11 protein-coding genes are annotated in these 12,791 nt (G+C 67.3%); 9 read left to right on the plus strand and 2 right to left on the minus strand.

Translation table 11 applies throughout. The annotated features are described in order from the left end of the window. Positions 1-87: 87 nt before the first annotated feature. Genes IDF66_RS12565 through IDF66_RS12585 form a run of 5 tightly spaced genes read left to right on the plus strand, consistent with a single transcriptional unit; the run spans position 88 to position 5,835 of the window. Complete coding sequence (locus IDF66_RS12565; RefSeq protein ID WP_190267077.1) at positions 88-924, plus strand: mycofactocin-coupled SDR family oxidoreductase; 837 nt, start codon at positions 88-90, stop codon at positions 922-924. Positions 925-976: 52 nt separating this feature from the next. Next, complete coding sequence (locus IDF66_RS12570; RefSeq protein WP_317628672.1) at positions 977-2,158, plus strand: NADH:flavin oxidoreductase; 1,182 nt, start codon at positions 977-979, stop codon at positions 2,156-2,158. A 36-nt stretch (positions 2,159-2,194) separates the two neighbouring features. Further along, entirely contained in the window at positions 2,195-3,805 is a 1,611-nt protein-coding gene (gene fadD1, locus IDF66_RS12575; protein ID WP_190267079.1) for a fatty-acid--CoA ligase FadD1, read from the plus strand. Beyond that, positions 3,802-5,001, plus strand: coding sequence for an alpha/beta hydrolase family protein (locus IDF66_RS12580; protein ID WP_190267080.1), 1,200 nt, complete (start codon positions 3,802-3,804; stop codon positions 4,999-5,001). The genes fadD1 and IDF66_RS12580 overlap by 4 nt, the downstream gene beginning before the upstream one ends. Before the next feature lie 45 nt (positions 5,002-5,046). Continuing rightward, positions 5,047-5,835 carry an SDR family oxidoreductase gene (locus IDF66_RS12585; RefSeq protein ID WP_190267081.1) on the plus strand — a complete coding sequence of 263 codons (789 nt, stop codon included), beginning with the start codon at positions 5,047-5,049 and terminating at the stop codon, positions 5,833-5,835. A gap of 65 nt (positions 5,836-5,900) precedes the next feature. Here the strand turns inward: IDF66_RS12585 and IDF66_RS12590 are convergent, their stop codons facing one another. Then, complete coding sequence (locus tag IDF66_RS12590; RefSeq protein WP_190267082.1) at positions 5,901-7,094, minus strand: acyl-CoA dehydrogenase family protein; 1,194 nt, start codon at positions 7,092-7,094, stop codon at positions 5,901-5,903. 63 nt (positions 7,095-7,157) lie between these two features. On the opposite strand from IDF66_RS12590, the gene IDF66_RS12595 reads away from it, so the two are divergent. After that, positions 7,158-7,490, plus strand: coding sequence for a TfoX/Sxy family protein (locus IDF66_RS12595; RefSeq protein WP_164310062.1), 333 nt, complete (start codon positions 7,158-7,160; stop codon positions 7,488-7,490). Between the two features lie 33 nt (positions 7,491-7,523). Here IDF66_RS12595 and leuS read toward each other — a convergent pair whose 3' ends face one another. Further along, on the minus strand, positions 7,524-10,433 hold the full coding sequence (gene leuS, locus IDF66_RS12600; RefSeq protein WP_190267083.1) for a leucine--tRNA ligase: 2,910 nt from the start codon (positions 10,431-10,433) through the stop codon (positions 7,524-7,526). A gap of 89 nt (positions 10,434-10,522) precedes the next feature. Between leuS and IDF66_RS12605 the strand changes: the two genes are divergently transcribed. The 3 genes from IDF66_RS12605 to IDF66_RS12615 are packed head-to-tail and all read left to right on the plus strand — an operon-like array spanning position 10,523 to position 12,777. Then, a complete protein-coding gene (locus IDF66_RS12605) occupies positions 10,523-11,053 on the plus strand; it encodes an SdpI family protein (protein ID WP_190267084.1) in 531 nt (176 codons plus the stop codon). A gap of 6 nt (positions 11,054-11,059) precedes the next feature. Beyond that, complete coding sequence (locus IDF66_RS12610; RefSeq protein WP_387998547.1) at positions 11,060-12,067, plus strand: bile acid:sodium symporter family protein; 1,008 nt, start codon at positions 11,060-11,062, stop codon at positions 12,065-12,067. A gap of 44 nt (positions 12,068-12,111) precedes the next feature. Next, positions 12,112-12,777: a helix-turn-helix domain-containing protein gene (locus tag IDF66_RS12615; RefSeq protein WP_164310065.1), complete on the plus strand. Its 666-nt coding sequence runs from the start codon at positions 12,112-12,114 to the stop codon at positions 12,775-12,777. Positions 12,778-12,791: the final 14 nt, after the last annotated feature.

A 12,791-nucleotide genomic window follows, 5' to 3' on the forward strand; every position in this document is an offset into this window, starting at 1 on the left:
TCATATTCGACCGAACTGGTCGATTATTCGACCGACTGCCGATGGCCCTCGGACTGCCGGGCCATCTCGAGGAGAAGTGGTGTCACGTTGAACGCCTTCGCAGGAAGAACCGCACTCATCACCGGCGGCGCACGGGGACAGGGCCGCGCGCATGCCGTGGCTCTCGCGGAGCAGGGTGCCGACATCGTCGTGGTCGATCGTTGCGCCGACAGCGAGTCGGTGCCGTACCCACTCGCCACGAAGGCTGATCTCCAGGAGACCGTCCACCTCGTCGAGCAACTCGGCCGCAGGTGCATCGCCGTCGAGGCGGACGCGGCCGACCGCCGCGCAATGGACGGTGTGGTCGCCACCACCGTGGCCGAGATGGGTCGGATCGACATCGCGATCGCGAACGCGGGTGTCTCCGTGGCGGCCCCGGTGCACGAGATGACCGGTGAGGTGTGGCACGAGGTGCTGTCGAGCAATCTGACCGGGGTGTTCACCACGATCGCCGCGGTCGCGCCCGAGATGATGTCGGCCGGCTTCGGACGCATCGTCACGATCAGTTCGATGATGGGCCGATCCGCGGCTCCCGGGCTGGCCGCGTACAGCGCGTCCAAATGGGGCGTGATCGGCCTGACCAAGAGTGCGGCACTCGATCTCGCCCCCCACGGCATCACGGTCAACGCCGTGGCACCCGGCAATGTGTCGACGCCGATGGTGCACAACGACTCGCTCTACGCCCGGATGCGCCCGGATCTGGACCACCCGGGGTTCGACGACGTCGAGCCGATCTTCCGGACCCTCCATGGCCAACCGGTCGCGTTCCTCGAACCCGAGGAGGTCACTCGGGCGGTGCTGTTCTTCGCAGCCGAACAGAACGCGCACATCACCGGCACCGTTCTCGCCGTCGATGCCGGCGCCGCGGCACGGGTCAGCGCCTGAGCACGGCCGAATCACCCCACACCTGACCACATCTCGCCCCGAGGAGTCGCCCGTGCTCGCCAACAGCCCGCCCGACGTGTTCGAGCCCGCCCGGCTCGGTCCGATCACCCTGCGCAACAGAATCATCCGGTCCGCCACCTTCGAGGGCCGGACTCCTCGCTCGCTGGTCACCGACGATCTGATCGAGTTCCACCGCCGACCTGCTGCAGGCGGGGTCGGCATGACCACCGTCGCGTACTGCGCCGTCGCGCCCGAAGGGCGCACCCAGCGCGGCCAGATCTGGATGCGTCCCGAGGCCGTCGACGGATTGCGCTCGCTCACCGACACGATCCACGCCGAGGGCGCCGCGGCGTCAGCGCAGATCGGCCACGCGGGGCCCGTCGCGAATCCCCGCTCCACAAGGAGCGCGGCCCTCGCACCATCCGCAATGCTCAGCCCCATGAGCCTGCGCCGCATCCACGCGGCCACCGAAGACGACATCATCCGCATCGTCGGCGCCCACGCAACCGCAGCCGAGTACGCCGTCGACAGTGGATTCGACGCGGTCGAACTCCACTTCGGGCACAACTACCTCGCCAGCTCGTTCTTGAGCCCACGACTCAACAAGCGCACCGATTCCTACGGCGGCACCCTCGTGAACAGAGCCCGGCTCGCACGTGAGGCCGCGCGCGCGGTGCGTGACGCGGTCGGCGACCGCATCGCCATCACCGCCAAGCTGAACATGGATGACGGTGTCGCGGGCGGTTTCTGGGTCGACGAGGCGATCCAGGTGGCCCGATGGCTGGAATCCGACGGCAGTCTCGACGCTCTGACCCTCACCATGGGTAGTTCCCTGCTGAATCCGATGTATCTCTTCAAGGGCGACGCCCCGATCCGCGACTTCGCGGCTGCCATGCCTCAACCGATCCGGGCCGGTGTTCGCACCGTGGGAAAGTTCTTCATCAAGGAATACCCGTACCAACCGCTGTTCATGCTCGAGCAGGCCAGGCAGATCCGGGCCGCCGTACGGATGCCACTCGTGCTCCTGGGCGGTGTCACCGACAGATCCGGGATGGACCGGGCGCTGTCGGAGGGATTCGACTTCGTCGCGATGGCCCGGGCATTGCTACGTGAGCCGGAACTGGTGAATCGGATTCGGGCGGAATCCGATTCACAGTCGCTGTGTATCCACTGCAACAAGTGCATGCCGACCATCTTCACCGGCGCGCGGTGCGTCCTCGCCGACCCCGCCTGAAACCGGACATCACCCACCCCTGACCCCGGAGACCACATGGCCGAGACCATGCACGAACTCATCACCCGACGAGCGGCCCAGCACACGCCTGCAGTCATCCATGCCACCGATGACGGGCAGGTCGTGTCCTTGACCTGGGCCGAATATGTCAGTCGCTCAAGCCAACACGCAGCCGCCGTGCTCGAACACGTCGACACCGCCAGGCCCGCGCACGTCGGCGCCCTGCTCGGCAACTCCCCGGAGATGCTCGTCGCCCTCGGCGCCGCAGCACTCGGCGGCTACGTCCTGTGCGGCATCAACAACACACGCCGGGGCGCAGGCCTCATCACCGACCTCCGGACCGCAGACGTACAGATCCTCCTCGTGGACGACGACCACGCGCGACTTCTCGACGGTCTCGATCTGACCGGTGTCGAGATGATCAACGTCGACGACCCGCACTGGGCGGAAGAATGCGCGGCGGCTCCGGCATCGACCCCGAGCCGGCGGGTCGAGGGTGGCGATCCGTTCATGATCATCTTCACCTCCGGCACGAGCGGCGACCCCAAGGCGGTTCTGCTCACCCACCACATGGCGGTGTTCGCCGGTGACAATCTCGTCGGCAGGTTCTCGCTCGGCGAATCGGACGTGTTCTACCTCGCGATGCCGCTGTTCCATTCGAACGGGATCATGGCGGGCTTCGCACCGGCCGTCGCGGCCGGTGGCTCCATGGCACCCGCCCGATTCTCGGCATCCCGCTTCCTCCACGACATCCGGACCTATCGGGCGACGTACATGAACTATGTGGGAAAGCCCCTCGCGTACGTGCTGGCCACCCCTGCTCGACCCGACGATGCCGACAACCCCTTGCGCGTGGCGTTCGGCAACGAAGCATCGGATCGCGACATCGCCGAGTTCTCGCTGCGTTTCGATGCCCACGTGGTCGACGGTTTCGGCAGCACCGAGAACGCCGTCATCATCACGAGGGAGGACGGCACCCCACCCGGATCGATCGGTCGCGGACTTCCGGGCGTCGCGATCTATCGGAGCGACCCGATCACCGAGTGCGCCCCCGCGATCTTCGACGGCGCAGGCCGGCTCTCCAACCCGGACGATGCGATCGGCGAACTGGTGAACACATCGGGTGCGGGCTTCTTCTCGGGCTACTACAACAACGAGAAGGCGAACGCGGAACGTATGCGCGGCGGCATCTACTGGTCCGGTGATCTGGCCTACCGCGACGTCGACGGTTGGATCTATCTCGCGGGGCGTACCGCGGACTGGATGCGTGTGGACGGTGAGAACCTCACGGCCGCACCGATCGAACGGATCCTCTCGCGCTGCCCGCAGATCAATCGGGTCGCCGTGTATGCCGTCGCCGACCCGACCGTCGGGGATCAGATCATGGCGGCAGTCGTGCTGCAGGGCGGGAGTGTGCTGACTCCCGACGAGTTCACCCGCTTCCTCTCCGCACAAGACGATCTCTCGCCGAAGGCGTGGCCCCGGTACGTGCGCGTCGCCGCCGAACTCCCCACGACCGCGACGAACAAGATCCTCAAACGGGCGCTGATCGCCGACGGGACCACCGTCGGCTCCGATGTGCTGTGGGCGCGGGACGTCCGCGGCCGTTCCTACCACTCCGCCTCTGCAACTGTGAGGATTCCATGACCGCTCGCTCATCAGTCCGTTCTCGGCGCACCTTCGCCACGCTCGCCGCCGTCGTGGCGTCGGTGGCCGCTCTCGCTCCGGTCGGCGCCGCAACGGCGCAGCCCTCACCCGGCTCCCTGAGGGCCGGCGCCCTGCTCGGTGCACGGCCGTTGACCACCGCCGCCGCCCTGCCCGACGCCGCACGCACAACGCGTATTCTCTACGCCTCCGACGATGCCCACGGCAAGCCGATCGTGGTGTCCGGCACCGTCGCGGTTCCCCGGTCGGCTCCGCCGCGCGGCGGATGGCCGGTGATCAGCTGGGCACACGGGACGACCGGCTACGCCGATCCGTGTGCGCCGTCGAGAGACACGAGCACCGGGCCCGAGCATGGCTATCTCGGCCCGATCACCTCCGTCCTCGACACCTGGATTCGACGCGGATACGCCGTCGTACAAACCGATTACGAGGGCCTCGGGACCCCCGGCGGGCACCCCTACATCAACGGGACGAGCGAGGCGAACGCCGTGACCGACATCGTCCGCGCCGCACGTGCGCTCAACCCGCGCATCGGCCGGAACTGGATCGCGGCCGGGCACAGCCAGGGAGGCCACGCCGCCCTGTTCGCGGCACAGATGTCCGGTGCGCGAGCGCCACAACTCTCGCTGAAGGGGGTCGTCGCCATCGCCCCCGGCGGCGTCGGACTGAGCAGAACCGTCGACTTCGTCAGAAGCGGGATGCCCGGCGCCGAGGCCGCCGAGGCCTTCCTGCCGCTCATCGTGCTGGGCGCCAACGCCGCCGAGCCGTCGATCAGGCCGGACGCCATCTTCTCCGATCAGGCCGGGCCGCTCGTGCAGGCGGCGCGAACCGGCTGCCTTGACCAGATCCGCGCCGTTCCTCCGATACCTCCCACACAGGTCCTCCGGGCCGACGCCGACACCGCCGCGCTGACCCGGTACCTCGACAGCCAGGACCCGGCGCGCACCATCCCCCGGGTGCCGGTCATGATCGCTCAGGGCACCGCCGACACGCTGGTTTCCGAGACCGGCACCGATCAGCTCGTCGCCACGCTATGCGGGAGAGGACGACCCATCGACTACCACGTCTACCCCGGGCAGGATCACCGCGCGACGGTACCTGCATCGCTGTCTGACACACAGGCATTCGTGAGCTCGGTGCTGGCCGGCAGACCGCAGGCGAACACCTGCGGGACCTGATCGACGTCACCTCTCGCCCACTTCCCCACTCAGCAAGGAGTTCTCGTGATCCTCGATCGATTCCGCCTCGACGGAAAGGTCGCTGTCGTCACCGGCGCCGGCCGCGGACTCGGTGCCGCCACTGCCGTCGGATTCGCCCAGGCCGGCGCCGATGTGGTGATCTCTGCTCGCACGGAGGCCGACCTGGTCGGCGTCGCCGATGCGGTCGCGGCTGCTGGTCGGCGTGCCCTGGTGATGCCTGCCGACCTGTCGACCACCCATCCGGGCGTCCTCGCGTCGGCGGCCGTCGACGAGTTCGGCCGCCTCGACATCGTCGTGAACAACGTGGGTGGCAGCTATCCCAAGCCCCTGATCGACACCAGCGTCGACGATCTCGCCCGCGCATTCGATTTCAACGTCGCCACAGCACATTCGCTGGTGCTGGCGGCGGTGCCGCATCTACGCCGAAGTCCCGGCGGTGGCTCGATCATCAACATCGCCTCCGCCGTCGGGCGGCTGCCGGGTCGCGCGTTCGTCGCATACGGCACGGTGAAAGCCGCGCTGATCCACTACACGAAGCTGACCGCGCTCGATCTCAACCCACATATCCGGGTGAATGCGATTGCCCCGGGGTCGATCCTGACGTCGTCGCTGGAGACGGTCGCCGCCGATGACACGCTACGAGCGGAGATCGAGAACCGCACACCGCTACGCCGGCTCGGAGAACCGTCCGACATCGCCGCTGCCGCACTCTTTCTGGCATCCGACGCCGGAAGCTTCCTGACGGGCAAGGTGATCGAATCGGATGGCGGCCTGATCGCTCCCAATTTCGAACTCGCCGTTGCCGACGTCTGAGCTGCGGCGTACGGGTTCCGCCGTCGACGCGGCCCGGCCGCGCGGGGGCACGGGCCCGCAGGTCATCACCTCAGGTCGGCGCTGGACTTCCCGAGTACGCGTCGCGCGATGATCAGCTGCTGAATCTGCTGAGTGCCCTCGAAGATGTCGAGGATCTTCGCGTCGCGGGCCCACTTCTCCAACAGCATCGTCTCCGAGAAACCCGCCGTCGACCCGACCTCGACCGCCTTGTTGGTGATGTCGGTGACGGTGCGGCCCGCCTTGGCCTTCGACATCGACGCCTCGCTGGAGTTCGGCTCCTTGTTGTCGGCCATCCAGGCCGCCCGCACCGTGTGCAACCACGATGCCTCCCAATCGGATTCGAGACGGATGAACTCACACACCGACGCATGCTGGGCAGCGGCCGGCTTGTCGTAGTCGATCGTGTGCCCGGCCTCCTCGAGCATGCGCCGCAGCTCCTCGAGCGCGGCTCGGCCGAGGCCGATGGCCATCGCGGCCACCACGGGACGCGTGTTGTCGAAGGTCTGCATGACGCCGGCGAACGCCTTCTTGGTGTCCACCTCGGGCGAGCCGAGCAGGTTGTCGGCGGGGACGCGGGCATTCTCGAAGCGCAGCACCGCGGTGTCCGACGACCGGATGCCGAGCTTGTGTTCGAGGCGGGCGACGGTCACCCCCTCGGTGTCCATCGGCACGACGAAACTCTTGATCGCGGCCCGCCCCGCGCTGCGGTCGACGGTCGCCCAGACCACGACGTGATCGGCCCGGGAGCCCGCGGTGACGAAGATCTTCTCACCGTTGATGACGTAGTCGCCGCCGTCGCGCGTCGCCGTCGTCGACACGGCGGCCGAGTCGGAACCGAAGCTCGGCTCGGTGATGGCCATCGCCGCCCACACCCCGGAGAACTTCTCGAGTTGCTCGTCTGTGGCCACGGCGGCGATCGCCGCATTGCCCAGCCCCTGGCCGGGAATGGAGAGCAGCAGCCCGACATCTCCCCAACTCATCTCGCGAGCGGAGATGAGGGCCCGCATGTTCGGGCCGTTGCGCGACGGAGCCTCGGCGCCGACGGTGTCACCGTCGGATTCCTTCTCCTTCGACCGGGCCTGCTTGGCGAGTTTGCCCAGCTCATCGAGCTCGGTCGGGTAGTCGTGCTCACCCTTGTCGTACTTGCGCGAGATGGGCCGGAAGATGTGCTCGGCCGCGAGATGGGTGCGCTCGACCGTCGGGTCAAATGTCGACGGGAGCTCCAGGTTGATCGCCATGCCGACATCTTACTCATCGGTAAGTTCTTTTCCAACCCTCCCGTCGGGCTTACTCTCGACTCCGTGGCCTACGACGACGACCTCGCCCACCGGATTCGTGGGATGCTGGCCGCCGAATGCGGACTGGACGAGAAGTCGATGTTCGGTGGACTCGCGTTTCTGATCAACGGCAACATGGCCATCGCGGCGAGCGGCCACGGCGGTCTCATGGTGCGGGTTCCACCCGAGGAGACCGAGGTGCTGCTGGAGTTCGACCACACCGAGCCCATGGTCATGTCCGGTCGCGAGACCCGCGGCTGGCTGCGCATCTCCGACGACGGCATCCGCACCGAACGCCAACTGCGGCGGTGGGTGGCCATCGGCGCCGACTACGCCCGCAAACTCCCGCCCAAATAACCGGCCGCAGTCGATCGCGGCCCCAGCGGCAGCCTAGGGGACGACGTTGACCATGCGGCCCGGCACGACGATGACCTTGCGGGGCTCGCCGTCGAGGAGCGGCGCGATCTTCTCGTCGGCCAGCGCGGCGGCCCGCACGGTCTCCTCGTCGGCGTCGGCGGCCACGGTGATACGGCTACGGACCTTGCCCTTGACCTGGATGGGGATCTCGATCGTGTCCTCGACAAGCCACGTGTCGTCGGCCTCAGGGAAGGGGCCACGCGCGAGCAGCGTCTGATGACCGAGCCGATGCCAGAGCTCCTCGGCGACGTGCGGCGCCAGCGGAGCCAGCATGACGACCAACGGTTCCACGGCCGCGCGGGGGGCACCCGACTTCTCGAAGTTCTTGGTCAGGTGATTGGTCAGCACGGTCAGTTTCGCGACCGCGGTGTTGTTGCGCAGCTCGGCGTAATCCTCGCGCACACCGGCGATCGTCTTGTGTAGCAGTCGTTTGGTGTCGTCGTCGAGTTCCGTGTCGGTGCACCGTACCGAGCCGGCTTCCTCGTCGACCACCAGCCGCCAGATCCGCTGCAGGAACCGCTGCGACCCGACCACATCCTTGGTGGCCCACGGCCGCGATTGGTCCAGTGGCCCCATGAACATCTCGTAGACCCGGAGCGTGTCCGCTCCGTAATCACGGCAGATGTCGTCGGGCGCAACGGAGTTCTTGAGGGACTTGCCCATCTTGCCGTATTCCTGGGTGACCGGTTCGCCGTTGTGGAAGTACCCACCGTCACGTTCGACGACGTCGTCGGCCGGCACATAGATGCCTCGCGCATCGGTGTAGGCGTACGCCTGGATCATGCCCTGGTTGAACAGCTTTCGGTATGGCTCGCGGCTCGTCACGTAGCCGAGGTCGAAGAGCACCTTGTGCCAGAACCGTGAGTACAGCAGGTGCAGCACCGCATGCTCCACACCGCCGATGTACAGATCGAGCCCGCCCGGATCGTCGGGGCCGTGTCCGGCCGGACGCGGTCCCATCCAATAGGCCTCGTTCTCCTTGGCGCAGAACGTGTCCTCGTTGGTGGGATCGATATAGCGCAGCTGATACCAGGAACTGCCCGCCCACTGCGGCATCACGTTGGCGTCGCGGGTGTAGGTCTTGACGCCGTCGCCCAGATCGAGTTCGACGGTCATCCAGTCGGTGGCCTTGGCCAGCGGTGGAGACGGTTCACTGTGCTCGTCGTCGGGGTCGAAGGACACCGGCGCGTAGTCGTCGACCTCCGGGAGCTCCACGGGCAGCATCGATTCCGGCAGTGCATGCGCGTTGCCGTCCTCGTCGTAGACGATCGGGAATGGCTCACCCCAGTACCGCTGCCGGGCGAACAGCCAGTCGCGGAGCTTGTACTGGATGGTGCCCCGACCGGCCCCCTGCTCCTCCAACCACTCGACGATGGCGACCTTGGCATCGTCGACCTGCAGGCCGTCGAGGAAGCCGGAGTTGACCGTGGGGCCGTCCCCGATGAAGGCGTCGGTCTCGATCCCCTGTTCGGAGCCGATGACCTCACGGATCGGCAGACCGAACAGCGTCGCGAACTCGTGGTCGCGGGTGTCGTGTGCCGGCACCGCCATGATGGCTCCGGTGCCGTAGCCCATCAGCACATAGTCGGCGATGAACACCGGGATCTGTTCGCCGTTCACCGGATTCGTCGCGAAAGCGCCGGTGAAGACGCCGGTCTTCTCCTTGTTCTCCTGACGCTCGAGATCCGACTTCGCCGCGATCGCGGTGCGATAACTCTGCACCGCTTCGGTCGGGCTCTGCGCGCCGCCGGTCCAGCGATCGTCGGTGCCGGCCGGCCAGGCGTCGGCAGTCAGGATGTCGACCAGCTCGTGCTCGGGTGCGAGCACCATGTAGGTGGCGCCGAAGAGCGTGTCGGGTCGGGTCGTGAACACCTCGACGGCGTGGTCGCCGGCCGCAAACGTCACCTGCGCGCCCCGCGATCTGCCGATCCAGTTGCGCTGCATGGTCTTGACCTTGTCCGGCCAGTCGAGCAGGTCCAGGTCGTCGAGCAGGCGGTCCGAGTAGGCGGTGATGCGCATCATCCACTGCCTCAGGTGCTTGCGGAACACCGGGAAGTTGCCGCGATCGCTGCGGCCGTCGGCGGTGACCTCCTCGTTGGCGAGCACCGTGCCCAGCCCCGGACACCAGTTGACCAGCGAATCACTCTCGTAGACAAGGCGGTACGAGTCGATCACACCGTTGCGCTCCGCCGGTGTCAGCGACGACCACTGCCGGCCGTCCCCCACTTCACGCTCGCCCGAATCGAACTCGTCGATCAGTTCGGCGATCCGACGCGCCTTGCGCTGGTCGGTGTCGTACCAGGCGTTGTAGATCTGCAGGAAGATCCACTGCGTCCACCGATAGAACTCGACGTCGGTCGTCGCGACACGGCGGCGCTCGTCATGTCCCAGACCCAATCGGCGGATCTGGCCCAGGTAGCGCTCGATGTTGGCCTCGGTAGTGGTCCGCGGGTGCGTGCCGGTCTGGACCGCGTACTGCTCGGCCGGCAGCCCGAAGGCGTCGAAGCCCATCGTGTGCAACACGTTCTTGCCGGTCATCCGCTGATACCGCGCGAACACGTCGCTGGCGATGAAGCCCAAGGGGTGGCCGACGTGCAGCCCCGAACCCGACGGGTACGGGAACATGTCCTGGATGAAGACCTTCGCCTCGGCGTCTGCTCCGGTTCCACCGAACGCGGCCAGATCCCCGGCGAGCGGGCCCACCGGATTGGGAGCCTCATACGCGTGCTGGTCGGCCCAGTGACGTTGCCACCGCGCCTCGATCTCCCCGGCGAGCTCCGCCGTGTACCGATGACCGGGCAGACCGGCGTCCGGGGCGGTCGACGCGGTGCGGGCAGAATCAGCTGAAGTCACCCGACCAGCGTAAATCCTCGGTTCGGCCATGTTGTCGACGGGGAGTGGTCTCGACTGTCGCCGACACGACCACGGGTGCGCGAGCGCGGTCGATTCGGTCTGCTACGACGGTCGGTCGTATGGTGGTCGATGTGATCGTCCTGTCTGTCGTCGCTGCTGTGGTCGTCTTCGCGCTCGCCGCGTTGTGGCTCGTGGTCGGCGGGCTGGGTATCGTCGGCCGTCTCCCTCGCAACCGCTGGCTGGGTGTCCGCGCCGACGAGTCCATGCGGTCCGACGAGGCATTCCAGGTGGCCAACCGGGTGGCCGCGCCCGGCTTGTTCGCCGCCGCCGGCATCCTCGTGCTCAGCGGGATCGTCACACTCGGCATCGGCGGATACTGGTCGATCGCCTTCGCCGTCGTCGGAGTGGTCGCCGCGCTGTTCGTGGTCGGCCTGGTCAGTGCCTACGGGGTCCGCGCCGCTGCCGCGGTACCTGCCGACGACGAGGGGTGTTCGTGCTGTTCCACGCACGACCATGACGAGCCGGCGGCCGACCCTGCCGGCGCCCCCGCCGACACTGCCGACGAGGCTCATGCGGCCGAGTGCGGTACCTCGAGCTGCGGGGCATGCAGCCTGCGCGCCGTCTGCTCCAACGAGTCCGCCCAGGCCTGAGAGTCGGTGCCATCTCCTCTGGCGGTCGCCCGTGGGCTGCTGAGCCGCTCGCCCGTCGACGGCTTCGTCCTGGCCATCCTCGGTACGGTCGTGCTGGCCGCGTTCCTACCCGCACGCGGCGACGCCGCCGACGTCCTCGACTGGGTCGTCGTGGCCGCGATCGCCCTGCTGTTCTTCCTCTACGGCACGCGGCTTCATCCGCGCGAAGCGCTCGAGGGCCTCAGACACTGGCGTCTGCATCTGACCATCCTGACGTTCACCTTTGTGGTGTTCCCGATCGTCGGCCTGGTCCTCCGTCCGCTGGTCGAGCCGATCGTCGGTGGAGGTCTCGCCGCCGGCCTCCTGTTCCTGTGTCTCGTGCCCTCCACCGTGCAGTCGTCGATAGCGTTCACGTCGATCGCACGCGGGAACGTACCCGGCGCGATCGTGAGCGCATCGGCGTCCAACATCCTCGGTGTCGCGTTGACGCCGCTGCTGGTCGTCGCGCTGATGACCACCCAGAACGGCGTACAGATCGACGCGACGTCGGTGCTCAAGATCCTCGGCCAGATCCTCCTGCCGTTCATCGTCGGGCAGCTCGCGCGCCCGTGGGTCGGCGCCTTCTTCTCCCGGCACGCCCGGGCCACCAAGCTCGTCGACCGAGGTTCGATCGTGCTGGTCGTCTACTCCGCATTCAGCGAGGGCGTCCGCGAGGGCATCTGGTCGATGGTCGACGCCTCGCAGGTCGTCGCGGTGGCCGCGATCGCAATGGTGTTGGTCGCGGTGATGCTGGTGGTCACCCGATGGGTTCCGCGGCGCCTCGGATTCGACCGGGCCGACGTCATCGCCATCCAGTTCTGCGGTACCAAGAAGAGTCTCGCCACCGGCTTGCCGATGGCGACGGTGCTGTTCGCCGGCCCGACGGTCGGCCTGATCGTGCTTCCGTTGATGATCTTCCATCAGATCCAGCTGATCATGTGTTCCTGGCTGGCGACGCGGTACAGCCGAGATTCCGAAGCCGTCACCGCACCTTGAGCGCTTGTCCACTGTCAGGAAACAAAGTTCGCTAGACTGCGCCCATGAGAGCCGACGCGTCCAACATCGTCCGCGACACCGGCGACCCCGCGCCCGTCCAGCGTGAGGTCGTCGGGGACCCGCCGACCGGCGGCGATCTGGAAGCGGCGATCGCCCATCAGGTACGACTTCTCCGACGCAACGCCGGCCTCTCGGTGGCCGAGATGGCCACCAAGGTCGGCATCTCCAAGGCGATGCTGTCGAAGATCGAGAACGCTCAGACCTCCTGCAGTCTGTCCACCCTGGCCCGGCTCGCAGCCGGCCTCGACGTGCCGGTGACCTCGCTCTTCCGTGGCGCCGATGTGGAGCGGGAAGCCGTCTACACCGAGTCGGGCAAGGGTGCCGTGATCGTCGGGCGCGGCACTCGGGTCGGCCATCACTACGAACTCCTCGGGGCGCTACGTGGTCAACACAAGCGTCTCGAGCCCGTGCTGGTCACGCTGGCCGACGACAGCGAGGTGTTTCCCCGCTTTCAACATCCGGGCACCGAACTGCTCTACATGCTCGAAGGCGTGATGGTCTACGGGCACGGGAACGCCGAGTACACGCTTCGCCCCGGCGACTGCCTGCTGCTCGACGGGGAAGGCATCCACGGCCCGCACGATCTGGTGCGACTGCCCATCCGCTTCCTCGCGGTGACCGCCTATCCGGACAACCACGAGGCGGAGTGACCCGGCGCGGCTCC

The sequence above is a fragment of the Gordonia hankookensis genome (assembly GCF_014673215.1).
Taxonomy (GTDB): Bacteria; Actinomycetota; Actinomycetes; order Mycobacteriales; family Mycobacteriaceae; genus Gordonia; species Gordonia hankookensis.

Bases quoted from the DNA above. Each gene is read 5' to 3' on its own strand.
- fadD1 (WP_190267079.1), top strand. From the start codon at position 2,195: ATGGCCGAGACCATGCACGAACTCATCACCCGACGAGCGGCCCAGCAC.
- IDF66_RS12605 (WP_190267084.1), top strand. From the start codon at position 10,523: ATGGTGGTCGATGTGATCGTCCTGTCTGTCGTCGCTGCTGTGGTCGTC.
- IDF66_RS12590 (WP_190267082.1), bottom strand. From the start codon at position 7,094: ATGGCGATCAACCTGGAGCTCCCGTCGACATTTGACCCGACGGTCGAG.
- IDF66_RS12580 (WP_190267080.1), top strand. From the start codon at position 3,802: ATGACCGCTCGCTCATCAGTCCGTTCTCGGCGCACCTTCGCCACGCTC.
- IDF66_RS12615 (WP_164310065.1), top strand. From the start codon at position 12,112: ATGAGAGCCGACGCGTCCAACATCGTCCGCGACACCGGCGACCCCGCG.
- leuS (WP_190267083.1), bottom strand. From the start codon at position 10,433: ATGGCCGAACCGAGGATTTACGCTGGTCGGGTGACTTCAGCTGATTCT.